Consider the following 24,803-nt stretch of genomic DNA (forward strand, 5'->3'; position numbering starts at 1 on the left):
TTCCTAGCGCGGATAGTCCTGCCAGTCCTGCCAGTCGATACCGCTGATCCCGGCGGCCGACAGCTCGGGCTGCCAGGCCGAGACCTGTGTTTGCAGTTGCGCGGCGCTGGCGTCTTTCCAGCTCAGGTTACCCTGCAGCTGGCGTTCGACGCTCTGCGCCAGGCGAAAGCGCAGCTGCGGCCAGCGCGCGGCGATGGCCGTGGCCGCGTCTGCACTGCGCCGTGGATCACGCTGGTAGATCATCAGGCTGATCTGTTCGACCAACTCCAGCGCGCAGGGGACGCAAGGCGTGTCGGTCGCAGGCTCCTCGAACCAGCGTGGGTGGCTGGAGATCGCCAGCGGCCAGGGACTGTGCCGAGCTACCGCCGTCAGGGTATCCAGCCACTGCTGCAGGCGCTCCGGTGGCACCGGCCAACCCAACTGTTCGACCTCCAGATCCAGATGCAGGCCGGCAAACGGCAGCTGGCGGTAGCGTTCAAGCAGACGCAACAGCTCGGGACGGCCCTGCGGCGTAATCCAGCTCGGCTCGCCGAGCAGCAGACTGACCTGTAGCCCCAGTGGCTCTGCCGCCTGCAGCAGGGCCTTGAGCGCCGCGATGCTGCCGTCCTCGGCCCGCACCTGGGCCGCGCTGAGGCCAACATACAGCTGACGCAGGCCATTATGTTGCAGGCGCTGCAGTTCGGCGGCACGTCGCTGTGGATCGAGCAAAGCGCGGCTGTCCCAGATATATACGCCCTGGCTCCAGGCGCTCACGTCGGCGTCCGCTGCGGATGGCCAGTGCAGCCGGCCATCACCCAGCAAGGGTTCCAGCTCGGCCTGATCGTCCAGCAGCAGACGCAGCTCCGCCTCGCGCAGCCAGGCCGCATGCCAGCCCTGGATGCGCCCGAGCAGCGCGGCCTGATAGCCCTGCTCGGCCTCCAGTACCGCCAACAACCCTTCCTCGCCTTCGACCGCGCGCCGTGCCTGGCGCTCGCGCCACAGCTGCTCGGCCTGCTGCACACGCTCCAGACTGTCCTGCAGCGCGTCGAGGCTCTGCCGGTAGGCTCGTAGCCCCTTGAGCACACTGAACTGCAACTGCTGGCGCTCGGCGGCCAGAGCCTGCTGCGCCGCCTGGTAGTTGGCCTCACCCAAGCGCTGGCGGGCCTGATCGGCACCGAGTAGGTCGAAGGGCATGGCAAAGGCCAGACTGGCCACCAGACCATCACCATTACGCCGGTAGTCGTTACGGTCCTGCAGTGACTGGGCCAGGCTGAAGCTGGAGTCGACGCTGTCGTACCAGCGACTGCCGCGCTGCTCGTCGGCCAGTTGCAGCGCCTGCTCGCGCTGGCTCAGACGCGGATGGCGGGTCAGCGCGCCTTGCCAGGCCTGCAGCCCCTGCGGCTGACTGGGCAGCGCTTCGGCGCGTGCCGTGCCTGCGGCGGGCAGCGGCACCAGCAGCGCCAGCATACTCTGCGCCTCGGCCTGTTGCCCCGCGCTGTCGCGGCACTGACGCTGCAAGGACCGCCAGGCATTTTGCTGCTGCTGCGCCACCGAGGTGCGCAGCCAGCCGGCACGCCAGCGGGCATCCAGGCTGGCCTGAGCCTCAGCGGCCCGTGTCTGCAGTTGGCCACACCACTGCTGCATGGCCTGCGCCGCCCACCAGTCGGCATAGGCGCCGCGTAGCAGCAGGCGCTGTTCAGCCCTTTGCAGGGCCAGCTGCAGCTGTTGCTGCTGTACCGCCGAACGGCTGCGGTTGACCGCCTCGACCTGACGTTTGAGACTGCCCAGCAACGGGTAGCGCAGGCCGAGCTGATAGTCCTGGCCGACGTAATCGTCATAGGTTTCCGCCGCGCCATTGGTATCGAGGTCACGGTAATCGCCAGTACTGGCGCTGCCGAACAGGCTCCAGCCCTGCTCGGCCTCGCGCAGGGCCTGCTCGGCCTGCGCCGCCTGCAGTTGCTGCGCGGCCTGCTGCAGCGCCGGCCCCTCGTCGAGGCGTTGCAGCAACTGCGCCAGCGTTATCTCCTGCGCTGCCAGGGGCAGGCTCAGAAAAACCAGACTCGTCAGCCAGACAACCCGCATCTCAGAACCTCGTTGCCTTCTTGATGACCCACCAGGGCGCCATGCTGGTTTCCTCGTGACCACGACGGAACAGCTCGTTGAGCATCGCCACCGCACTCCAGCAACGCATGATGAACATGAACAGCGGAAAGATCGGCACCAGCACCGCCAGGCGCAGATCCTGCCTTGGCCGCTCGGAGATCAGTCCCAGCATGCACAGATAGAGCAGCAGGGTGATCAGCAGGTACAGCAGGTAGACCAGGGCGCCCAGCAGGGCCAGGGTCTGCCAGGGCAGCACCAGCAGGGCGAACAGGCTGTAGCCGAGGATGATGAACGGCAGCACCAGCTGGAAGAAAAAGCCACTGATCAGGGTCATGATGAAATTGCCCCAGCCCATCAGGCGCGGCGTGATGCTGGCCGGGTGCTTGCGCACATAGAGGAACAACAGGTCGCCATCCCAGCGCAGGCGCTGCATGAGGAACTGGCGAAAGGTCACCGGGGCATCGGTATGGCCGATGGCTTCAGGCTCGAAGGGAATGCGCAGTTTCCGGTAGCGGCCGAAGTAGCTTTTGATGCGCAGAGTGATATCCAGGTCTTCGGCGGTATGGGTATCCCAGCCGCCGGCACGCTCAATGAAGCTGCGGCGGAACGCGCCGAACGCACCGGAGACGTTGTTGACCAGATTCCATTCACTGAGGCCGATCTTCGCCATGTGGATAGACAGCAGGTACTCCAGGGCCTGGATCGCCGTGCTCAGCGAAGCCCAGACATTGCGCACCCTCAGGCTGCCGGCCACCGCCGGCACATTGGGGTCTTCGAAATGCCGCACCATGGCGCTGACCATGTTGTTGTCGAAGGAGGTGTCGCCGTCATGCACCATGATGATCTCGCCCGAGCACAACGCCAGCCCGGCATTCAGCGAAGACACCCGGCCGCCGCGTTGCCACTTGGCGATCGGCCGCAGATAGCGACGCGGGTAGAGCTGTGGGTCGACCTTGAAGCGACGTACCGCTTCCAGGGTTTCGTGGTTGACCGCCGCGCCATCGACCACCGGGACGATCTCGATGGACCCTGGGTACGTCTGCTCGCACAGACTCAGCAGGGTCTTCTGCACATCCATGCCCTCGCTGTAGCAGGTAATGATGCAGGACACCCGTGGCCGGTACAGCGAGTTATACGGCACCTTGCTGCGCTGGCGGGCAAACCAGCGCAGCACGCCGAGCATCACCAGCACATTGAGCGGCAGCTCGAACAGCAGGAAAAACGGAAACAGCATGAGAAACAGCCGTGACAAACCATCCGGCGCACTCAGCGCGGTAATCAGCTCGACCAGTTGCTCGACGAAATCCATGGCTCAGTTCAGCCCGGCGGCCAGGCGTGCCAGCAGCAGCGGCGCATCTTCCTCGGCCTGAATATCCTCGGGGGCCGTGAAGCCGACCATGCGCAGGTTGATCTGCTGCTGCGCATCGCTCTGGACACGCTGCGCGCCCTCCAGCAGGCGCTCCTGCAGGCGCTGCAGACCGACTGCTGGCGTGCGCGGCAGGAGCATCCACAGCACATCCTCGCTGCTGCGCGTACAACGATCGGTATCGCGGATGATTTCCTGAACCCGCTCGACCAACGCGTCAACCAGGGTATGCCCGCGCATCTCGCCCAGCTCGGCGAACACCTGATCAAGGTTGTCCACGCGCAATCCCAGCAGGGAGAACCCTGGCTCGCCATAACGCCGAACCTGGGCCAGCTGCCAATTGAGCAGTTCATGGAAGCCGGCCTCGCCGGTGAGATTGAGACGTTGGAAATAGGCATCCGCCGCCGTGCTGTCGTCCAGGCCCTGACGACAGCGCAGGTGGCCGCTTTCCGACAGCTGAAAGAACCGCACCTCACGTACCCGCAGGCGCTCCGGGCTATGCACCTGGCCGCAGTCGAGGCAGCGCGCATCCACCGACGAGTCGACGAAGAAGGCCTGGCAGGCGCGGCAACGGTAGTTCTCCAGCGGCCGGTCATAGTCACTGCCGATATGCCGCAGGCGGCTGTAGCAGTTGGGACAGATCAGCACGCCATCCTTGAGGAACTCCTCCTGCGCGCCGACATGGCCACAGGTGAAGCAGTGCAGCGACGGCTGGCGGACAATATCCAGAGCATGGCACTCCGGACAGACATCCACGTAGTTCAGGCGCCCGGAGCCGCAGCCGCCACACAGGCGTACCCGGTCGAGCAGATCGGTGGTTTCCAGCCAGTCCTTCTGTAGCATCAGCTGCAGCCAGCCGAAGGCATTGAAGCCGTCATCGCCAGCCAGCGCCTCGATCAGCGGGTAGCGATAATGCTGAGCGCAGCTGGAATCGCACACGGCACGCAACTGCGCCGTGGGCCGCAGCCACAGCCAGGCCAGCACCCGGCTTTCCAGGCGCTCGGGCACACGCCCGCGGTTGAACAGAGCCAGGCGTTCATGCCAGGCGCGCCATAGCGGCGCAAGTGCCGCCAGGCTGGACGGCGCCTTGCCATCGGCCAACGCCTGACCCCAGGCATCCGGCTCCTGGGTGCAGTAGATCAGGCTGAAGTAATAGGCCTCGGCACGGCGCAAGCGGCGCAGCGCCTGACCGGCATCGGCGCTGGGCAGATCCAGCAGCAGCACATCGAAAGCCGGCTCGGCCAGCAGGGCGTCAACGCTGTTGAACAGGGTGGCACCACTGCGTGGCTGTGCGTCCGGTTCCCAGCTGAGAATGGCAATACGGGGCAAGATGTCAGGCATGCGGCGCTCGCAACAGGTCGAGGATAAATCCTCAAGATGTGCTCAGTATCACACTAAGCAATCACCGAATGCATGACGCCAATCAGCTGGCAGCACCGTCGAAACGACCGTCCAGCGGCACAAACAGCTTCTGCTGCAGGGCCTCGACCGCCGGGCGCGCCTCGGCGCTGGCGTAGCCACCTTCCAGTGCCAGCACCTGGTAGATGCCGCGGCGCAGCATGTCCTGGCTGAGGTCGCCGTGGCTGCCGAAGGTGGTGCAGAGGAAGCGCACCCAGGAGGTCATGATGATCCAGCTGTTGAGGGTCAGTGCTTCGACCTGCGCCGCTTCCATCAGCAGGATGCCGGCCTCGACGAAGCCCTGGTAGATCCCCTGGGCCTGCACCATGCAGCGCTGGGCGAAGGTGCGGTAGCGGGCGGCCAGCTCCGGATCGGCTTCGAGCAGGTGCTCGAGGTCACGATGGAGGAAGCGGTAGTGCCACATCGCCGCCAGCAGGGCTTCGAGATAGAAAGTCTTGTCCGCAACCGTCAGTGCCCGCCCCTCGGGGCGCCGAAGGAACTGGTCGACCTGCGCCTCATACTGGGCGAACAGCTCGGCGATGATCGCCTGCTTGTTGCGGAAGTGGTAATACAGGTTGCCCGGCGACATGCCCAGATGCGCGGCGATGTGATTGGTGGTGACGTTGCGCTCGCCCTGAGCATTGAACAGCTCCAGGCTCTCGGCAACGATGCGGTCTCGGGTTTTCACACGCGGGGCCATGCCAACGGGTCCTCTCTGACTGACAACTGGGGCACCGGGCCGCAGCGGAAACAGGCGCATGTTACCGCGCAGCAGCCCTCGGCGGGCACGCTAACTTTTCGTTGGGCTGCCGCACGGCGGCCCGGCAGTCATGCTATTTGACACTCTAGAGCATTTGCTCTAAAAATGCTCGAAAGCCACCCTACCAGGAGCCCCACCATGGTTGCCGATATCGCCTACCTGCAGCAGACCCAGCAGGAAATTGCCCAGCTCGAGCAATTGTTTGCCCGCCAGCGTAGTGCCTATCGCGCCCATCCGATGCCCTCGGCTGAGCAGCGCGTACAGTGGCTGAACAGCCTGGCGGAACTGATTTCCAGCGAGCGGGAGAGCCTGATCAAGGCCATCAGCGCGGACTTCAGCAACCGCTCGGCGGATGAAACCATCCTCGCCGAGATCATGCCGAGCCTGCATGCCATCCACTATTCGGCCAAGCGCGTGAAGAAGTGGATGAAGCCCTCGCGCCGCAGTGTCGGCCTGGCGTTCATGCCCGCGGCCGCCAAGGTGGTGTACCAGCCCGTCGGCGTGGTCGGCGTGATCGTGCCCTGGAACTACCCGCTGTACCTGGCCATGGGCCCGCTGATCGGCGCGCTGGCAGCCGGCAACCGGGTAATGATCAAGATGAGTGAATCCACCCCGGCTACCGCCGCGCTGGTGAAGAATCTGCTGGCGCGCATCTTCCCCGAGGATCTGGTGTGCGTGGTGCTCGGCGAAGTGGAGCTGGGCGTGGCCTTCTCCAAGCTGCCGTTCGACCACCTGCTGTTCACCGGCGCCACCAGCGTGGGCAAGCATGTGATGCGCGCCGCCGCCGAGAACCTGACCCCGGTGACCCTGGAACTGGGCGGCAAGTCGCCGGCCATCGTCTCGGCCAACGTACCGCTGAGCGATGCCGCCGAGCGCATCGCCTTCGGCAAGACCCTCAACGCCGGGCAGACCTGCGTGGCGCCTGACTATGTGCTGGTGCCGAAGGACCGCGTCGACGGCTTCGTTGCCGCCTATAAAGAAGTGGTGCAGCGCTTCCTGCCGACCCTCAAGGACAACCCGGACTACACCGCCGTCATCAACGAGCGTCAGCTGGCGCGCCTGAAGAGCTATGTCGCCGACGCCGAGAGCAAGGGCGCCCAGGTAATCCCGCTGTATGCCGAAGGCCAGGGCCGCCGTCTGCCGCACACCCTGCTGCTGAATGTGAACGACGAGATGAAGGTGATGCAGGACGAGATCTTCGGCCCGCTGCTGCCGGTGATCCCCTACGACAAGCTGGAAGACGCACTGGCCTTCATCAACGAGCGCGACCGCCCGCTGGCGCTGTACTACTTCGGCTACGACAAGGCCGAACAGCAGCGCGTACTGGAGCGCACCCACTCGGGCGGCGTGTGCCTGAACGACACCATGCTGCACGTGGCCCAGGACGACATGCCCTTCGGCGGCGTCGGCCCGTCCGGCATGGGCCACTACCATGGCCACGAAGGCTTCAAGACCTTCAGCCATGCCAAGAGCACCTTCATCAAGCAGCGCTACAACGCCGCCCGGATGATCTACCCACCCTACGGCAAGGCCATCCAGAAGCTGGTGTACAAGCTGTTCGTCCGCTGAGTCTCCTGGGCCGGTCGCCTGACCGGCCCGTCGCTGAACTGCCGCGAGATTTTCCATGACTGCACATTCGATGGACGCGCCCGAACTTTCCCGGCGCAGCCTGCTCAAGGTCGGCCTGCTCGGTTCGGCCTTTCTCGCCACCGCCGGTGTCACCGCCAGCCTCAGCGGCTGCTCGGCCAGTGTGCCGGCCCAGGGCCTGGCGATCCTGCGTGACGGCGACCTGCCGTTTCTGCGCGCGCTGATCCCGGTGATCCTCGAAGGCGCCGTGCCCGCCGAAAAGATGGAAGCCGCCGTGGGCAAGACCATCGCCGGCATCGACTACAGCCTCAACCGTTTCTCGCCGGAAATGGCCAAGCTCACCAACCAGCTGTTCGACGTGCTGGCCATGGGCGTGACCCGTGGCCCGCTGACCGGCATCTGGGGCAGCTGGGAAAAAGCCAGCGGCGACGATATCCGCCAATTCCTCGACCGCTGGCAGAACAGTTCGCTGGGCCTGCTGAAGATGGGCCATGCCTCGCTACTGCAACTGGTGATGCTGGCCTGGTACGGCAACCCGGACTCCTGGGGTCACTGCGGTTACCCCGGCCCACCCACTGTCTGATGCCTGCCTGCAACCCGCTCAGCCTTGTACTGCCTGAATCATAAAAAGAGAGCCTGAAATGCCTGTACCGGATCTGTTCAAAGAGGGCCTGTCTCGCGGCTGGAAGACCTACGACGGCTCGCGCCTGAGCCAGGACCTGACCCTGGAAGCCGATGTGGCCATCGTCGGCTCCGGCGCAGGCGGCGGCACCACCGCGGAAATCCTCAGCGCAGCCGGCTTCAAGGTCCTGCTGATCGAAGAAGGCCCGCTCAAGACCAGTTCCGACTTCAAGATGCAGGAACCCGAGGCCTATGGCTCGCTGTATCAGGAAGGCATGGGGCGGATGAGCAAGGACGGCGCCATCACCATCATGCAGGGCCGTGCCGTGGGCGGCACCACCCTGGTCAACTGGACCTCCAGCTTCCGCACCCCGGACGGCACCCTGCAGCACTGGGCCGAGACCTATGGCGTGAAGGGCCACAGCGTCGCCGACATGGCGCCCTGGTTCGAGAAGATGGAACAGCGCCTGGGCGTCGCGCCCTGGGCCATCCCGCCGAATGCCAACAACGATGTGATCCGCCGTGGCTGCGACAAGCTCGGCTATCACTGGAAAGTCATCCCGCGCAATGTGCGCGGCTGCTGGAACCTGGGTTACTGCGGCATGGGCTGCCCGACCAACGCCAAGCAGTCGATGCTGGTCACCACCATTCCGGCCACCCTCGACAAGGGCGGCGAGCTGCTCTATCTGGCGCGCGCCGACAAGCTGCAGATCAGCGGCGGCAAGGTCACCGGCATCGAATGCCTGGGGCTGGACGAGCGCTGTGTGGCACCCAACGGCCGCAAGATTCTGGTCAAGGCCAAACACTATGTGCTGGCCGCCGGTGGTATCAACAGCCCGGCACTGCTGATGCGCTCCAACGCCCCCGACCCGCACGGCCGCACCGGCCAGCGTACCTTCCTGCACACGGTGAACTTTTCCGCAGCGCAGTTCGATGAAGTGATCAACCCCTTCTACGGCGCGCCGCAGTCGCTTTACTCCGATCATTTCCAGTGGGATGACGGCATCACCGGGCGCATGTCCTACAAGCTCGAAGTGCCTCCGCTGCAACCGGCACTGACCGCCACCCTGCTCGGCCGCTTCGGCATCGACAATGCCCTGCGCATGGAGCAGCTGCCGCATACCAACGTGATGCTGGCGCTGATGCGCGACGGCTTCCACCCGGACAGCGCGGTGGGCAAGGTCGAGCTGCGCAGCGACGGCAGCCCGGTGCTCGACTACCAGATGACGGACTACACCTGGGACGGCATCCGTCGCGCCTTCCAGGTCATGGCGGAAGTCCAGTTCGCCGCTGGCGCCAAGGCCGTGCTGCCACTGCACGCCGATGCCGACTATGTGAAGACCCCGGCCCAGGCCCGCGAGCTGATCGATTCGCTGCGCCTGGAGATCTACCGCACCCGCCTGGGCAGCGCCCACGTCATGGGCGGCTGCGGCATGAGCGAAGATCCCAAGCTGGGCGTCACCGACAGCCTGGGACGCCACCACCAGCTGGAGAACCTGTCGATCCACGACGGCTCGCTGTTCCCCACCAGCATCGGCGCCAACCCACAGCTGTCGATCTACGGCCTCACCGCCCAGCTCGCCAGCCTGCTCGCCGAGCGCCTGAAAGCGGCCTGACCGCTGATTTGCCGCAGAGTTCCCTTTGGCTTGGCCTTGGGGAACTGCTGCGCTACCATCCGAGTCCCCTACGGACCTGTCTGGACGTTGCGATGAACCGAGTGCTGTACCCAGGTACCTTCGATCCCATTACCAAGGGTCATGGTGACCTGATCGAGCGCGCTTCGCGCCTGTTCGACCACATCATCGTCGCCGTGGCGGCCAGCCCGAAGAAAAACCCGCTGTTCCCCCTGGAGCAACGCGTGGCCCTGGCCCGTGAAGTCACCGCCCACCTGCCGAATGTCGAGGTGGTGGGGTTCTCCACCCTGCTCGCCCACTTCGTCAAGGAACAGAAGGCCAATGTCTTCCTGCGCGGTCTGCGCGCGGTGTCCGACTTCGAGTACGAGTTCCAGCTGGCCAACATGAACCGTCAACTGGTGCCCGAGGTGGAGAGCATGTTCCTCACTCCCTCGGAGAAGTACTCCTACATCTCCTCGACCCTGGTGCGCGAAATCGCCGCCCTCGGTGGCGATATCAGCAAATTCGTCCACCCTGCGGTGGAAGAAGCGCTGAAAAACCGCTTCGCCCAGTGATCTGAGAACCTGATCAAAGCCTGGCGAGCTAGAGCCAGGCAAGGCGAAAGTGGGCGAAGAAGCGCAGTTTACGAGCTGTAAATGAGCATTCTGAGCCCAATTTCAACGCAGCATGGCCGACGCGCAGCAGACTTTGAACAGGTTCTGAGGCAACTCGCCGCATCTTCACTGATGCAGCGTGCCGCGCCATGCGGCAAAATTGCAGCACTGTCCCGGCAATACCGTGCCTGACCGGCACTGGAGTCATCCCATGTCCCTGATCATCACCGAAGACTGCATCAACTGCGACGTTTGCGAGCCCGAATGCCCCAACGCCGCCATCTCCCAGGGCGAAGAGATCTATGTGATCGATCCCAACCTGTGCACTCAGTGCGTCGGCCACTATGACGAACCGCAGTGCCAGCAGGTCTGCCCGGTCGACTGCATCCCCCTCGACCCCAACCATGTCGAGAGCCATGACGAACTGATGGCCAAGTACCGGATCATCACCGGCAAGGCCTGATCCGCAGACTTTCGCCAGCCGGCGCGACCGACTCGATTACACTGGGTAGACGAGTCCGGCGCGCCGGCTTTTGTTTGTCCGCGCGCCGCCATTGATCTGGCAGATACCCCGCATGCGCCCATTGCTCAGCCTGTTCGTCGGCCTGTTGCTGTGCAGCAGCCTCCACGCCGAAACGCCCGTCCAACGCCCCCAGCATGCACTGGTGGCCAGCGCCCATCCGGCCGCCACCGTCGCCGGACTGGAAACCCTGGCCGCCGGCGGCAATGCCTTCGACGCGGCCGTGGCAGTAGCTGCCGCCCTGGCGGTGGCAGAACCCTATGGCTCGGGCCTGGGCGGCGGCGGGTTCTTTCTGCTGAGAGAGGCAGGGACAACGCCACGCTATCGCTTCGTCGATGCGCGCGAACGGGCGCCGCTCAAGGCCCACGCCAGCATGTATGCCACTCCCGGCAAGGCAGGCCAGGCGCCGTCACTGGACGGTGCTCTGGCTGCCGCCATCCCCGGCCTGCCCGCCGCACTCGCCCACCTCAGCCAGCGCTATGGCAAGCTGGCGCTGCGCGACAGCCTGTATCCTGCTCAGCGCCTGGCACGTGATGGCATCGGCATCGATGCGCTGTACCGCGAACGAGTCAGCTGGCGGCTCAAGGCCATGCAGGCGGACCCCGAGACGGCGCGCATTTTCCTGAGCGATAACCAGGCGCCCGCCGAGCACAGCCTGCTGCGCCAGCCGGAGCTGGCCAGCACCCTGCAACGCCTTGCCGATCACGGCCACGCCGGCTTCTACAGCGGACGTACCGCCGATCTGCTGGTGCGCGCGGTCCAGGCCGCTGGCGGCATCTGGACCCACAAGGACCTTACGGACTATCGGGTGATCGAGCGTCAGCCGCTACGCGCCAAGCTGCAGGATGGGCGTGAACTGATCACCGCACCACCGCCCTCGGCCGGCGGCGTGGCGCTGATCCAGAGCCTGGCCATGCTGCAACAACTGAACTGGCGCAAGGCCGATACCCTCACCCGCGATCATCTGGTCATCGAAAGCCTGCGCCGCGCCTACCGCGACCGAGGCCTGCTGGGCGACCCGGATCAGGTGCGCAATCCGCTGGCCAGCCTGCTGGCACCGGCCTACCTGCAACAACTGGCGCGTTCCATCGACCGCCAGAAGGCCACGCCCAGCAGTAGCCTGCCCCCCGCCACCGCCTGGCACGAAGGCCAGCACACCACTCACTTCACCGTGATCGACCAGGCCGGCAATGCCGTCAGCGCCACCCTGTCGATCAACCTGCCATTCGGCGCCGCCTTTACTGCCAAAGGCAGCGGGGTGCTGCTGAACAACGAGATGGATGACTTCGCCAAGGCCGTGGATGAGCAGAACGCCTATGGCCTGACCGGCAGCCAGGCCAACCTGATCGCTCCGGGCAAACGCCCGCTGTCGAGCATGACGCCGAGCTTCGTCGAGAGCGCCGGTGAGCTGAGCAGCTTCGGCACACCGGGCGGCAGCCGCATTCCCAGCATGGTGCTGCTGGGCATCCTCGAATACCTGGACGGCCAGCCGATCGAACGCTGGGCCACCCGCCCGCGCTTTCACCACCAATACCTGCCGGATGTGCTGGAGTACGAGCCGGCCACCTTCAGCAGCCAGGAGAAGGCCGGACTGCTGCGCCTAGGCCATCAGCTGCAAAGCACCAATCGCCGCTATGGCAACCTGCAGGTGCTGCGCTGGAACAAGCAGAGTGGCGCAGTCGAAGGCGCCAGCGACCCCCGCGGGCTAGGCCGGGCAGATACTCTCGCCCTGCCACCACAATGAAAAAGGCCGGTCAGTGACCGGCCTTTTCTGATGCGCTTGCGCTTACTTGCCGCTGTACGCCGGCGCGCTGGTGGTGCAACCCAGGCAACGCACGAAGGCTTCACGACCCGGCTCGCCGACCAGCGCATCCGCTGCCTCACCCACGTTACCGCCCAGAGCGGTGAACGGCAGGCTGACGACGAAGACGGCAGCACCGATCACGGTGGCGCCAATCAGCAGCGGACGGGCAATCAACAGGTCACCAACCATGGAAAACGCTCTTGGCGCGCCCGTGGTATAGGTAGGATCACCACTAGTGTTCTGCTGCACCACCTCGGCATGTGCCGGCAGCGTCAGAAGGCCAGTGGTCAGCGCCAGGACAGCAGCGGTGGTACGGAACAGGTTCATGGTTGCGATCCTTCAGGAGTTCTCGTTGTCGGTTAACTATAACAGCGCTTCGGAAAAAGTCAGCGTGATGCAGGTCAATCCCCGTAGAACGCATATTCCGGCTTTTTCGGCGGATAAGGTCGGAAGAATGCCAACATGGCCTTGAGGTCGGCCGCCTGGTCACCGGTGGGCTGAAACGCCGGTCCAATCACGATGCGCCTCTCGGCATAGTCCAGCGCCGCCAGCACTATGGGTACACCAGCGCCGCGGGCGATGTGATAGAAGCCCATTTTCCAGCGCTCGACCTTCTTGCGCGTGCCCTCCGGCGAAAGAATCAGCATGAACTCAGGGTTGTCGCGAAAGCCCTGAATCGCCTGATCGACCATGTTCAGCTTGAGATGGCGACGCACCGGAATACCGCCCCAGCGCTGCAACAGATTGTTGAACGGCCAACGGAAGATGGTGTGCTTGCCGAACCAGCGGGCATTCAGGCGCAGGACGAACTTGGCGGCGAGAAACAGCACGAAGTCCCAGTTCGAGGTGTGATGGGCACCGATCACCACGAACTTGTCGAGCGCGGGCATCTGCCCCTCGATACGCCAGCCCATCAGGCGCAGGACCGTACGCCCGACCCACTCGGCAAAGGGGTTGGGCGGAAGATAATTGCCGGACATCATTCACCTCTTATTCTTGTTCTCGGCAGTTTCGGACGGGGTTCAGCGCTGGCACTTGCCACAGTAGACACTGGCGCGCTGGCCCAGCTTGACCTCGCGCAGGGTGCTGCCGCAGCACTTGCAGAATTCGCCACCTCGTCCGTAGACGAACAGCTCCTGCTGGAAGTAACCAGGCTGGCCGTCGCCGCCGACGAAATCGCGCAGCGTGGTGCCGCCGCGCTCGATGGCATGAGCAAGGATACGTTTGATCTCTTCGCCCAGGCGCAGGTAGCGAGCCCGCGAAATGCTCCCGGCCTCGCGGCGCGGGTCGATGCCCGCCGCAAACAGCGCCTCGGTGGCGTAGATATTGCCAACGCCGACCACCACCGCGTTATCCATGATGAAGGGTTTGACCGCCATGCTGCGCCCGCGCGACAGCTCATACAGGCGCTCACCGTCGAAGGCGCCGCCCAGCGGCTCGGGCCCCAACCTGATCAGCAGCTCATGGGCCAGCGGCTCACGACTCCAGAGCAGGGCGCCGAAACGGCGCGGATCGGTGTAGCGCAGGGCCAGGCCCGACTCCAGCTCGATATCGACATGCTCGTGCTTGGCCGCCGGCGTGCCAACCGGCACCAGACGCAGGCTGCCGGACATACCCAGATGGGCAATCAGCGTGCCGCTTTCGGCCTTGATCAGCAGGTACTTGGCGCGACGCTCGACCGCCTCGATGCGCTGGCCGGACAGACAGACATCCAGATCTTCGGGAATCGGCCAGCGCAGTCGGCGCTCGCGCACCAGGACACGACTGACACGCTGCCCCAGCAGGTGGGGTTCGATACCGCGACGGGTGGTTTCGACTTCGGGTAATTCAGGCATGACAACCAGACAGATAAACAGCAGGCCGTCACCTTAGCAGCGCCACCGACGCCTCACCAGCCCACCACTGGGCTGGCACGACGGCATCACGCGGAGCCGACACCCAGTTCGTTGAGGCTGTCCATGCAGTTCTCGAAGTCGTACTCGGAAAGTCCGACGTATTCCAGCACGGTGGGCTGCAGCACAGCCCACTCGTGGTCCTCGGCCTGCTTGCCCAGCACCCGGTGGCAGGCGCAGATGTGCTCGGCCATCTTGAGAATGGCCAGCAGGGTTTTCAGACGGGCATTGCGCGAGGAATCCTCGGTGAAGATCGCCAGCAGATTGTGATGGTTGGCGATGGCCTCGCACAGGTGCTCCGGCAGGCGCCAGGAGCGCGCGGTGAAATAGCCGACCACGGCGTGGTTGGTATTGAGCCTGTCGTTCTCCACGTCCACAACGCGGCGTTCGTCGTTGTTGCTGGCATAGGCCTCTTCCAGCACCTGCATGTAGTCGGGGAAGCGTTTGACCATCAGCGGAATGCCGCAGTTGTGGAACAGGCCCAGGGCATAGCACTCGTCGGCAGGCTGGTAGCCGATGCGCTTGGCCAGGGTCAGGCAGGTCATCGCCACATCCTGGGCGGTATCCCAGAAGCGGTTGAGGGTGACGATGGTCTCGTCGCTCATTTCGCCCTTGATCGACTGGGCATTGATCAGGTTGATCACCGTGTTGCAACCGAGCAGGTTGACCGCCTGCTGGATCGAGGCGATGCGGTTGGCCAGGCCAAAATGCGGCGAATTGACGATCTTCAGCAACGCCCCGGACAGCCCAGGATCCTGACCGATGAGCCTGGCGATGGCCTTCAGGTCGGGCTCAGGCATCAACTGCTCCATCTGCAGATCGACCATGATCTGCGGCTGGGGCGGCACGCTGATGCCATGCAGAAATTCCTGGATTTGCCCTTCGCTGAGCTCTACTGCCATGACTGTCACGCGCCAGAAGACCGAAAAGTGATCTCAAGTGTAGCCGCAAAGGCACCAGCCTAATCATGATTTATGGCAAGGGCCGGACAGGCTGTCGCTCGGCTATAATGCCGGCCTTTTTCCGGAGAGCCTGCCCCATGAGCCTGCCCAGCCTGCGCCTCAAAGCCAATGCCGATCGCCGTCTGCGCGCCGGTCACCTGTGGGTCTACAGCAACGAGATCGATGTCGCCGCCACCCCACTGGCCGGCTTCGCCCCCGGCGACCAGGCCATCCTCGAAGCGGCAGGTGGCAAGCCACTGGGCGTGGTGGCGATGAGCCCGAACAACCTGATCTGTGCCCGCCTGGTGTCGCGCGAAGTCAAACACATCCTCGACAAGTCGCTGCTGGTTCACCGCCTGAATGTCTGCCTGTCGCTGCGTGAGCGCCTGTTCGACAAGCCGTTCTACCGTTTGGTATACGGCGACTCCGACCTGCTCCCGGGCCTGGTGGTCGATCGCTTCGGCGACCACGTGGTGGTCCAGTTGGCCTCGGCGACCATGGAGCACCACAAGCACGATGTGGTCGAAGCACTGGTTCAGGTGCTCAAACCCACCGGCATCCTGCTGCGCAACGACGCCAGCTCGCGCGACGCCGAAGGCCTGCCGCGCTATGTGGACACGGCCTACGGCCAGGTGCCGGACTGGGTTGCCCTGGAAGAGAACGGGGTAAAGTTCGAGGCACCGGTGCGTGAAGGCCAGAAGACCGGCTGGTTCTACGACCACCGCATGAACCGTGCGCGCCTGGCGCCCTACGTCAAGGGCAAGCGCGTGCTCGATCTGTTCAGCTACATCGGCGGCTGGGGCGTGCAGGCCGCGGCCTTCGGTGCCAGCGAAGTGATGTGCGTGGATGCCTCGGGCTTTGCCCTGGACGGCGTCGAGCGCAACGCCGCGCTCAATGGCGTGGCCGAGAAGATGGCGTGTGTCGAAGGCGACGTGTTCGAGGCACTCAAGGAGCTCAAGGCCTCGGAAGAGCGCTTCGACGTGATCATCACCGACCCTCCTGCCTTCATCAAACGCAAGAAGGACCTGAAAAACGGCGAGGCCGCCTACCGCCGCCTCAACGAACAGGCCATGCGCCTGCTCAACAAGGACGGCATCCTGGTCAGCGCCAGCTGCTCCATGCACCTGCCCGAAGACGACCTGCAGAACATCCTGCTGACCAGCGCCCGCCACCTCGACCGCAATATCCAGTTGCTCGAGCGCGGCAGCCAGGGCCCGGACCATCCGGTACACCCGGCGATCCACGAAACGCGCTACATCAAGAGCCTGACCTGCCGCCTGCTGCCCAACAGCTGATCACGCCAGGCTGGCGGCCAGCCCGACCGCCAGCCTTTCGCGTCCGACGCACCCCGCGTAGAATCCTGGCATCCCTTGCCAACCATCCCCGGCGGGCTTGTGAGCCACGACTGAGCGAACGGCGACCCCGTTTCGTAGCCAGTCAGACGGGCAACTCCGGCCATCGTGCCGCCCCTGTTGCCCGACCCGGCTCACGCAACCCTGATACCGAACCTGATAGCCGCAGGAATCCGTCATGCCCGATTACCGCTCGAAAACCTCCACCTTCGGTCGCAACATGGCCGGCGCCCGCGCCCTGTGGCGCGCCACCGGGATGAAGGACGAAGACTTCAAGAAGCCGATCATCGCCATCGCCAACTCCTTCACCCAGTTCGTGCCCGGCCACGTGCACCTGAAGGACCTCGGCCAGCTGGTCGCCCGCGAGATCGAGAAGCACGGCGGCGTGGCCAAGGAATTCAACACCATCGCCGTCGACGACGGCATCGCCATGGGCCACGACGGCATGCTCTATTCCCTGCCGAGCCGCGAGATCATCGCCGACTCCGTGGAATACATGGTCAACGCCCACTGCGCCGACGCCATCGTCTGCATCAGCAACTGCGACAAGATCACCCCCGGCATGCTGATGGCCGCCCTGCGCCTGAACATTCCGGTGGTGTTCGTCTCCGGCGGGCCGATGGAAGCCGGCAAGACCAAGCTGGCAAGCCACGGCCTGGACCTGGTCGACGCCATGGTGGTGGCCGCCGACGACTCCTGCTCCGATGAAAAAGTCGCCGAATACGAGCGCAGCGCCTGCCCGACCTGCGGCAGCTGCTCCGGCATGTTCACCGCCAACTCGATGAACTGCCTGATGGAGGCCTTGGGCCTGGCCCTGCCGGGCAACGGTTCGACCCTGGCCACCCACGCCGACCGCGAGCAGCTGTTCCTGCGCGCCGGGCGCCTGGCCGTCGAGCTGTGCCAGCGTTACTACGGCGAGAACGACGAGTCGGTACTGCCGCGCAACGTGGCCAACTTCAAGGCATTCGAGAACGCCATGAGCCTGGACATCGCCATGGGCGGCTCGACCAACACCATCCTGCACCTGCTGGCCGCGGCCCAGGAAGGCGAAGTGCCGTTCGACCTGCGCGACATCGATCGTCTGTCGCGCAAGGTGCCGCAGCTGTGCAAGGTGGCGCCGAACATCCAGAAGTACCATATGGAAGACGTGCACCGCGCCGGCGGCATCTTCTCCATCCTCGGCGAGCTGGCCCGTGGCGGCCTGCTGCACACCGACGTGTCGACCATCCACAGCAAGACCATGGCCGACGCCATCGCCCAATGGGACATCACCCAGACCCGCGATGAGGCCGTGCACACCTTCTTCAAGGCAGGCCCGGCGGGCATCCCGACCCAGACCGCCTTCAGCCAGTCGACCCGCTGGGAAACCCTGGATGACGACCGCGCCGAAGGCTGCATCCGCTCGGTCGAGCACGCCTACTCGCAGGAAGGCGGCCTGGCCGTGCTGTACGGCAATATCGCCCTCGACGGCTGCGTGGTGAAGACCGCCGGCGTGGATGAATCCATCCATGTGTTCGAAGGCACGGCGAAAATATTCGAGAGCCAGGACAGCGCCGTGAAGGGCATCCTCGCCGATGAAGTGAAGGCCGGGGATATCGTCATCATCCGTTACGAAGGCCCGAAAGGCGGCCCGGGCATGCAGGAAATGCTCTACCCGACCTCGTACCTGAAGTCCAAGGGCCTGGGCAAGGCCTGTGCCCTGCTCACCGACGGCCGTTTCTCCGGCGGCACCTCCGGCCTGTCGATCGGTCACGCCTCGCCGGAAGCGGCGGCTGGTGGCGCCATCGGCCTGGTGCGCGAAGGCGACAAGATCCTCATCGACATCCACCAGCGCTCGATCAACCTGCTGGTGTCCGATGACGAACTGGCCAAGCGCCGCGCCGAGCAGGACAAGCGGGGCTGGAAACCGGCACAGCCGCGCCCACGCAAGGTGACCACCGCGCTGAAAGCCTACGCCCTGCTCGCCACCAGCGCCGACAAGGGCGCGGTGCGCAACAAGGCCCTGCTGGACGACTGAGTCGCCCCGCGGTGAAAAAGCCCGGCACAGCGCCGGGCTTTTTCATGGCTGGCATTTGCCTGTCTATAGTGAAGGCAATGTCCGGGAGAGCCCTTCTATGCTCCGCAGCTTGTTTATTGCCGTGATCCTGCTGCTCAGCGCCTGCCGCGAAACGCCGCATCCCCCACTGCGCATCGCCATCAACCCCTGGCCTGGCTACGAATTTCTCTACCTGGCCGAACGTCTCAAGCTGTTCGAGGCCGAGGGCGTCGAGGTACGCATTCTCCAGTTCAGCTCGCTGAATGACTCGCGCCGCGCCTTCGAGCTGGGCAAGGCCGATGGTTTCGGCGGCACCCTGATCGAAACCCTGATCGCAGCGCAGAACAGCCAACGCCGCCCCCAGGTGGTCTACCTGCCGGACTATTCCAATGGTGGCGACCTGATCGTCGCCCGGCGCGGCATCGACAGCCTCAAAGCGCTGACCGGCAAGCGCGTGGCCATCGAACCCGGCACCCTGAACGGCTACATCCTCGCCCGCGCCCTGGCGCACCGGGGCGTCGATCTGCATGCCGTCCGGCAGGTCGGCATGCCGCAGGCGGAAATGCACCGCGCTCTCGCCAATGGCGAGATCGATGCCGCCGTAACCTACGCGCCCTTCTCCGTGGACATGCTCAAGAACCCGCAGCTGCAGCCGCTCTTCAGCACCCGCGAGATTCCCGGCGAAGTACTCGACGTACTGGCCATCGACGCCAGCGTGGTGCAACAGCGCCGCGAACAGGTCGACGGCCTGCTGCGCGCCTTCAACCGTGCCCTGCTCTACAGCCGTGCCCACCCGCAAGAGGCCTACGCCATCATGGCCGCGCGCGAGGGCATCAGTGCGGAAGACTTCCGCAACGCCGCCGAGCATGATCTGAAAATGCTCGACAGCGCCGACCAGGCCGCCTTCCATGGCCCCGACCAGCGCCTGTTCAAGGCCCTGCAAGCCACCCAGCAGGTGCTGCTGGACAGCGGCGAGCTGCGCCAGCCGCAGGCGCTGGCTACGCTGATTGCACCGCAGCCCTGAGTCATGCCCATGCCGCGCAGCCGTACCCTGCCCCTCAACTGGCTGATCATGCTGCCGCTGGCCGGCGCCTGGCTGGTACTCGGTGTGCTGCTGCTGGTGTTCTCTGCGAGTACCAACCGGCATACCGGCGAGCAACTGATCCAGCAGCGCGCCGACTCGCTGATGAGCAACCTGCAGATGACCGCGGAAACCGTCGACCGCCGCCATGAGCTGCAGCGCATTATTCTCGCCATGGGCGCAGAAAGCGGCGTGCATGAATTGCTCATCGTCGCCGGCGAGCCCTTGCAGGTAGTCGCTAGCCTCGACGCCAGCGACATCGGCAAGCCCCTCAGCGCCCTCGGCGGCAGCGATACCCGGTTGATCGAGCGCAGCCTGCGCGAACATCGTCCCTTGAGTGCCAATGTCGAGGAGCACGACCAGCAACACCGCGACTTCGCCATGCCCATCCTGCTGAGCAACTCGCAACTGCTCGATCAGCTGCAGAGTCCCGGCGCCATCTACCTCGGCCTGGATACCGGCGCGCTGCAGAACGTCCAGCAGCAGCGCATCCTGCAACAGAGCGCACTGCTGATGCTCGGCACCGCCATACTCCTCGCCCTGCTGGTCGGCCTGCTGCGGCGCAAGGTGCTGGCGCCGCTCAACCAGTTGCTGCAGGCCATCGCCAGTGGCAATCCCGAGCTGCGCCTGCAGCAGGCCAGCCAGGAGGCACAGGGCGAATTTCAGGTACTGGCGCAAACGCTGTACCAGCAGTACCAACGCGAACAGCGCGACAAGGCGCGCCTGCAGAGCATCCTCGCCTCCGCGGCCGAAGGCATTCTGCTGGTCGACGGCCGCGGACTGATCAGTTACGCCAACCCCACCCTGTGCCGCCTGTTCGGCTATACCGAACAGGCCCTGCTCGGCCAGTCGGTGATGCAACTGGTCTACACCAACAGTGACCGCGAGCGCCTGCGCCAGCTACGCCACGAGTTCCGCAGCGAGGCGCCGCCCAGCCAGTTCACTGGCGAGCTGCTCGGCTGCAGCCAGAGCGGCGCCCCGCTACAACTGGCCATGACCTGCAGCCACATCCACCTGCACGATGAAGAAATCTTCACCGTCATGCTGCATGACATTGGCGAACGCAAGGAAGCCGAGCGCCTGTTGCAGCAGGCGCGCGAATCGGCGGAAAGCGCCAGCCGGGCCAAAAGCGAATTCCTCGCCACCATGAGCCATGAGATCCGCACACCGATGAACGGGGTGATCGGCATGGCTCAGGTGCTGGCCGATACGCCCCTGAACAACCAGCAGCGGGAGCTGGTCGGCACCCTGCAACACTCCGCCGAGCTGCTCCTGACCCTGCTCAACGACATCCTCGACCTGTCCAAGATCGAAGCCGGCATGCTGCGCCTGGAGCACACCGCCTGTAACTGGGAAGACATCCTCCTCGACGCCTGCAAACTGATGCAGCCACACGCCCAGAAGAAAGAGCTGCAGCTATACCTGCTGATCGATCCCGATGCGCCAGTGGCGATCCTCGGCGACCCGATCCGCCTGCGCCAGATTGTCCTCAACCTGTTGAGCAATGCCGTCAAGTTCACCCGCCAGGGCCATATCCACATCGAGCTGAGCGTCACCCGGCAGCTGACTGGCAGCGCCGGTTTCCGCCTGCGCATCCGCGACACCGGCATCGGCATGACCCAGGCACAACAGGCGCGCCTGTTCCAGCCCTTCACCCAGGCCGACTCATCGACCACCCGCGAATTCGGCGGTACCGGCCTGGGCCTGTCGATCAGCCGCAGGCTGCTGGAACTGATGCAGGGCAGCATCAGCGTCAGCAGCGCGCCGGAACAGGGCAGCTGTTTCACCCTCGACCTCACCCTGCCCTGCCAGACCCAGCAGCACACGGCATCGCCCCCCAGTCTGAGTGACAAGCGCATTCTGCTGCTCGACCCGCAGCCGCTGAGCCTGGAGATCGTGCAGAGCAGCCTGGCTCGCGAGGGCTGCATCCTGCTGTACGCCGAACAGGCCAACGACACTCTGCCGCCGCACGACCTGCTGCTGATCAGCGACCGCATCGGCGGTAGCCTGCCGCCCCAGCTGCGCAGCGAGCCACAGCTGTGGCTGTGCAGCCTGCCGCACGAGCACTGCCGCTGCCCGGTCGGCGTACGGCGCCTGCCGCAGCCGGGCAAACGCAGCGAACTGCTGCAGGCCGTGCAGCAACTGCTCGACCCGAACCAGACGACCGCTGCAGCAAGCCTATCCAACCCGACCAGCTTGCCGCAGCGCCTGCACGGCAGACTGCTGGTGGTCGAGGACACCCAGCTCAACCAGCAGGTGATCCGCGCCATGCTCGAACCCTACGGCCTGACCCTGGCGTTCGCCGACAACGGCCAGCTGGGCGTGGAAGCCTGCACCCGCGAAACCTTCGATCTGGTGCTGATGGACTGCCTGATGCCGGTGCTCGACGGCCTGGATGCCACCCGGGCGATCCGTGCCCATGAGGCCAGCCTTGGCGGCACCCGGCACCTGCCGATCATTGCCCTCACCGCCAACGCCTACAAGGAAAGTCGCCAGCGCTGCCTGGAGGCCGGCATGGATGATTTCCTCAGCAAACCGGTGATGCGCGACGAGCTGCTGAAAGTGCTACAACGCTACCTGCCCGCCACCCATGACGCGCCCACGCCCGAGGCCACCGAGGAGCCGCAGCCAATGCCCAGCCAGCCAGGACCTGTCGACTACCCTCGCATCGTGCAGATGTGCGAGCAGCTGGGCACGGCCGTGATGAGCAACCTGTTGCAGGAGTTCGCCAGACAAGCCGGCAGCATGGCCGACGAAATGTGCACGGCGATCGACGGCGCCGACTGGCCCACCGCACACCGCATGGCCCACAGCCTCAAGGGCAGCTCCGGCACCCTCGGCATGGATGCGCTGAGCCAGCAGGCGGCGGCACTGGAACAACAGCTGAAACACGCCCCCGCGCAACTGCCCCTAGAGCCGCTGCGCGAGGCGGCCCAGCAGTTGCGTGCCGGCGTCGAGCAGCACAGCCAGGCGGCGCTGGCCTGTTGCCAGGCGCAAACCTAGCAGGCTGTTGAAAAACTACCTGCTAGCGGCAATCAGACCTGGCGCTGCCAGACCTCATAGCTATGCCCCGGCGTTTCGCCTTCAGCGGCATGCTCGGTGCAAGCCGTACGCTGCCACTGCGGCCCCTCGAAAGGCGGGAACCAGGCATCGCCGGCCGGGCTGAGCGCTACCCGGGTCAGGTACAGGCGCTCGGCCAGCGGCAGTGCCTGCTCATACAGCTGCGCCCCGCCGATCAGCATCACCTCGTCGACACCCTGCTCCTGTGCCCAGGCCTGGGCGCGCTGCAACGCAGCCGGCAGTGAGGCAAAGACCTCGGCCCCCTCCAGCTGCAGGCCGGCCTGGCGGCTGACCACAAGGTTGAGCCGGCCCGGCAGCGGCCGGCCCAGCGAGTCCCAGGTCTTGCGGCCCATCACCACCGGCTTGCCCAGGGTTCTGGCCTTGAAGTACTTGAGATCACCCGGCAGACGCCAGGGCAACTGATTGTCCACGCCGATCACGCGGTTATCGCCCATGGCGGCGATCAGGCACAGCGGCAGACTCATACCGCCACCGGCGCCTTGATATGCGGATGCGACTGGTAGCCGACCAGCTCGAAGTCCTCGAAGCGGAAGGCCAGCAGGTCCTTGACCGCCGGATTGAGCTTCATCACCGGCAACGGCAACGGCTCGCGCGACAGCTGCAGGTCGGTCTGCTCGATGTGATTGGCATACAGGTGGCAGTCGCCGCCGGTCCAGATGAACTCGCCGGGTTCAAGATCGCAGACCTGCGCCACCATCAGGGTCAGCAGGGCATAGCTGGCGATGTTGAACGGCACGCCGAGGAAGATGTCGGCCGAGCGCTGGTACAGCTGGCAGCTGAGCTTGCCGTCGGCGACATAGAACTGGAACAGCGCATGGCACGGCGGCAGGGCCATCTGGTCCACCAGCGCCGGGTTCCAGGCCGAAACGATCAGGCGGCGCGAGTCCGGGTTCTTCTTGATCATCTCGATCAGTTTGCTGATCTGGTCGATCGACTCGCCGTTCGGCGCCGGCCAGCTGCGCCACTGGTAGCCGTACACCGGGCCAAGGTTGCCGTTCTCATCGGCCCACTCGTCCCAGATGCTGACGCCGTTGTCCTTCAGGTACTGGATATTGGTGTCGCCCTGCAGGAACCACAGCAGCTCGTGGATGATGGATTTCAGGTGGCACTTCTTGGTGGTGACGATGGGGAAGCCATCGGCCAGGTTGAAGCGCATCTGGTAGCCGAACACGCTGTAGGTGCCGGTGCCGGTGCGGTCACTCTTGAAGGTGCCGTGCTCGCGCACATGGCGCATCAGATCGAGGTACTGTTTCATCAGACGGCTCCCTGCGCCGCTTGGCGACGGTAAGCGAAAACGATCAGAGCAATGCCGACAATCACCATCGGCAGGCTCAGCAACTGGCCCATGGTCAGCCAGCCGAAGGCCAGGTAACCCAGCTGGGCATCCGGCACGCGGACAAATTCGGCAATGATGCGGAAACAGCCGTAGCTGAGGGCGAACACGCCGGACACCGCCATGGTCGGCCGCGGCTTGCGGGTATACAGCCAGAGGATGAGGAACAGCGCCACGCCCTCCATGGCGAACTGGTACAGCTGCGACGGATGGCGCGGCAGCTGAGCCGGATCGGTGGGGAAGACCATCGCCCAGGGCACATCGGTGGCCTTGCCCCACAGCTCGGCGTTGATGAAGTTGCCCAAGCGGCCGGCGCCCAGACCGATCGGCACCAGCGGGGCGATAAAGTCCATCAGCTCGAAGAAGGTCTTGTCGTTGCGCTTGCCGAACCACCAGGTGGCCAGCATCACGCCGATAAAGCCGCCATGGAAGGACATGCCGCCCTCCCACACCTTGAACAGCGACAGTGGATCGGCGAGGAAATGCCCGAAGTTGTAGAACAGCACATAGCCGAAGCGGCCACCGAGAATGATCCCCATCGCGACCCAGAACACCAGATCGGACAGTTTGTCCTTGCTCCAGGCCGGATCGAACGCCTTCAGCCGGCTGCTGGCCAGCAGCCAGGCGCCACCAATGCCGACCAGATACATCAGGCCGTACCAGTGGATTTTCAGCGGTCCGAGGGCAATGGCCACCGGGTCAATCTGCGGATAAGCCAGCATC

21 protein-coding genes are annotated in these 24,803 nt (G+C 64.8%); 10 read left to right on the forward strand and 11 right to left on the reverse strand.

Annotated features, from left to right (window positions below):
• Positions 1 to 3: 3 nt before the first annotated feature.
• From HNP49_RS02825 to HNP49_RS02840, 4 genes are all read right to left on the reverse strand, one after another.
• Positions 4 to 2,061, reverse strand: coding sequence for a TolC family protein (locus tag HNP49_RS02825; protein WP_184680430.1), 2,058 nt, complete (start codon positions 2,059 to 2,061; stop codon positions 4 to 6).
• A gap of 1 nt (position 2,062) precedes the next feature.
• Entirely contained in the window at positions 2,063 to 3,391 is a 1,329-nt protein-coding gene (locus HNP49_RS02830) for a glycosyltransferase family 2 protein (protein ID WP_184680432.1), read from the reverse strand.
• A gap of 3 nt (positions 3,392 to 3,394) precedes the next feature.
• Positions 3,395 to 4,789, reverse strand: coding sequence for a diguanylate cyclase domain-containing protein (locus tag HNP49_RS02835; protein WP_184680440.1), 1,395 nt, complete (start codon positions 4,787 to 4,789; stop codon positions 3,395 to 3,397).
• Between the two features lie 82 nt (positions 4,790 to 4,871).
• Positions 4,872 to 5,546 (reverse strand): TetR/AcrR family transcriptional regulator, encoded by a 675-nt coding sequence (locus HNP49_RS02840; RefSeq protein WP_184680442.1) that lies wholly within the window; start codon positions 5,544 to 5,546, stop codon positions 4,872 to 4,874.
• Between the two features lie 165 nt (positions 5,547 to 5,711).
• Here HNP49_RS02840 and HNP49_RS02845 point away from each other — a divergent pair, with 165 nt between their 5' ends.
• The 6 genes from HNP49_RS02845 to ggt all read left to right on the forward strand — a co-directional run bounded on the left by HNP49_RS02845 (position 5,712) and on the right by ggt (position 12,305).
• Positions 5,712 to 7,175, forward strand: coding sequence for a coniferyl aldehyde dehydrogenase (locus tag HNP49_RS02845; protein WP_221445037.1), 1,464 nt, complete (start codon positions 5,712 to 5,714; stop codon positions 7,173 to 7,175).
• A gap of 55 nt (positions 7,176 to 7,230) precedes the next feature.
• The gene (locus HNP49_RS02850; protein WP_184680446.1) at positions 7,231 to 7,776 is read left to right on the forward strand and encodes a twin-arginine translocation pathway signal protein; all 546 of its coding nucleotides are present in this window, start codon (positions 7,231 to 7,233) and stop codon (positions 7,774 to 7,776) included.
• A gap of 58 nt (positions 7,777 to 7,834) precedes the next feature.
• Complete coding sequence (locus HNP49_RS02855; RefSeq protein ID WP_184680448.1) at positions 7,835 to 9,430, forward strand: GMC family oxidoreductase; 1,596 nt, start codon at positions 7,835 to 7,837, stop codon at positions 9,428 to 9,430.
• A gap of 92 nt (positions 9,431 to 9,522) precedes the next feature.
• The gene (gene coaD / locus HNP49_RS02860; RefSeq protein WP_184680450.1) at positions 9,523 to 10,002 is read left to right on the forward strand and encodes a pantetheine-phosphate adenylyltransferase; all 480 of its coding nucleotides are present in this window, start codon (positions 9,523 to 9,525) and stop codon (positions 10,000 to 10,002) included.
• Between the two features lie 250 nt (positions 10,003 to 10,252).
• Positions 10,253 to 10,504 (forward strand): YfhL family 4Fe-4S dicluster ferredoxin, encoded by a 252-nt coding sequence (locus HNP49_RS02865; RefSeq protein WP_095939759.1) that lies wholly within the window; start codon positions 10,253 to 10,255, stop codon positions 10,502 to 10,504.
• Positions 10,505 to 10,616: 112 nt separating this feature from the next.
• Positions 10,617 to 12,305 carry a gamma-glutamyltransferase gene (gene ggt, locus HNP49_RS02870; protein ID WP_184680451.1) on the forward strand — a complete coding sequence of 563 codons (1,689 nt, stop codon included), beginning with the start codon at positions 10,617 to 10,619 and terminating at the stop codon, positions 12,303 to 12,305.
• Between the two features lie 42 nt (positions 12,306 to 12,347).
• Here the strand turns inward: ggt and HNP49_RS02875 are convergent, their stop codons facing one another.
• From HNP49_RS02875 to HNP49_RS02890, 4 genes are all read right to left on the reverse strand, one after another.
• Positions 12,348 to 12,692, reverse strand: a complete 345-nt coding sequence (locus HNP49_RS02875; RefSeq protein ID WP_184680453.1) for a multidrug transporter — start codon at positions 12,690 to 12,692, stop codon at positions 12,348 to 12,350.
• Positions 12,693 to 12,766: 74 nt separating this feature from the next.
• Positions 12,767 to 13,345 (reverse strand): lysophospholipid acyltransferase family protein, encoded by a 579-nt coding sequence (locus HNP49_RS02880; RefSeq protein ID WP_184680455.1) that lies wholly within the window; start codon positions 13,343 to 13,345, stop codon positions 12,767 to 12,769.
• 42 nt (positions 13,346 to 13,387) lie between these two features.
• Positions 13,388 to 14,200, reverse strand: coding sequence for a bifunctional DNA-formamidopyrimidine glycosylase/DNA-(apurinic or apyrimidinic site) lyase (gene mutM / locus HNP49_RS02885; RefSeq protein WP_184680457.1), 813 nt, complete (start codon positions 14,198 to 14,200; stop codon positions 13,388 to 13,390).
• Positions 14,201 to 14,286: 86 nt separating this feature from the next.
• Positions 14,287 to 15,105: an HDOD domain-containing protein gene (locus tag HNP49_RS02890; protein ID WP_184681155.1), complete on the reverse strand. Its 819-nt coding sequence runs from the start codon at positions 15,103 to 15,105 to the stop codon at positions 14,287 to 14,289.
• 191 nt (positions 15,106 to 15,296) lie between these two features.
• On the opposite strand from HNP49_RS02890, the gene HNP49_RS02895 reads away from it, so the two are divergent.
• The 4 genes from HNP49_RS02895 to HNP49_RS02910 all read left to right on the forward strand — a co-directional run bounded on the left by HNP49_RS02895 (position 15,297) and on the right by HNP49_RS02910 (position 22,669).
• Positions 15,297 to 16,493, forward strand: coding sequence for a class I SAM-dependent rRNA methyltransferase (locus HNP49_RS02895; protein ID WP_184680459.1), 1,197 nt, complete (start codon positions 15,297 to 15,299; stop codon positions 16,491 to 16,493).
• A gap of 235 nt (positions 16,494 to 16,728) precedes the next feature.
• A complete protein-coding gene (gene ilvD / locus HNP49_RS02900; RefSeq protein WP_184680461.1) occupies positions 16,729 to 18,567 on the forward strand; it encodes a dihydroxy-acid dehydratase in 1,839 nt (612 codons plus the stop codon).
• Between the two features lie 97 nt (positions 18,568 to 18,664).
• The gene (locus HNP49_RS02905) at positions 18,665 to 19,609 is read left to right on the forward strand and encodes an ABC transporter substrate-binding protein (RefSeq protein ID WP_184680462.1); all 945 of its coding nucleotides are present in this window, start codon (positions 18,665 to 18,667) and stop codon (positions 19,607 to 19,609) included.
• Positions 19,610 to 19,618: 9 nt separating this feature from the next.
• Positions 19,619 to 22,669 (forward strand): ATP-binding protein, encoded by a 3,051-nt coding sequence (locus HNP49_RS02910; RefSeq protein WP_184680463.1) that lies wholly within the window; start codon positions 19,619 to 19,621, stop codon positions 22,667 to 22,669.
• 32 nt (positions 22,670 to 22,701) lie between these two features.
• On the opposite strand, the gene HNP49_RS02915 is transcribed toward HNP49_RS02910, so the two are convergent.
• From HNP49_RS02915 to lgt, 3 genes are read right to left on the reverse strand one after another with little or no spacing between them, the layout of a single operon-like run.
• A complete protein-coding gene (locus HNP49_RS02915) occupies positions 22,702 to 23,211 on the reverse strand; it encodes a dihydrofolate reductase (RefSeq protein WP_184680465.1) in 510 nt (169 codons plus the stop codon).
• Positions 23,208 to 24,002 (reverse strand): thymidylate synthase, encoded by a 795-nt coding sequence (locus HNP49_RS02920; RefSeq protein WP_184680467.1) that lies wholly within the window; start codon positions 24,000 to 24,002, stop codon positions 23,208 to 23,210. The genes HNP49_RS02915 and HNP49_RS02920 overlap by 4 nt, the downstream gene beginning before the upstream one ends.
• The gene (gene lgt, locus HNP49_RS02925; protein ID WP_184680468.1) at positions 24,002 to 24,802 is read right to left on the reverse strand and encodes a prolipoprotein diacylglyceryl transferase; all 801 of its coding nucleotides are present in this window, start codon (positions 24,800 to 24,802) and stop codon (positions 24,002 to 24,004) included. The genes HNP49_RS02920 and lgt overlap by 1 nt, the downstream gene beginning before the upstream one ends.
• Between the last annotated feature and the right edge of the window lies 1 nt (position 24,803).

It is taken from the genome of Pseudomonas fluvialis, assembly GCF_014207935.1.
Classification (GTDB): domain Bacteria; phylum Pseudomonadota; class Gammaproteobacteria; order Pseudomonadales; family Pseudomonadaceae; genus Aquipseudomonas; species Aquipseudomonas fluvialis_A.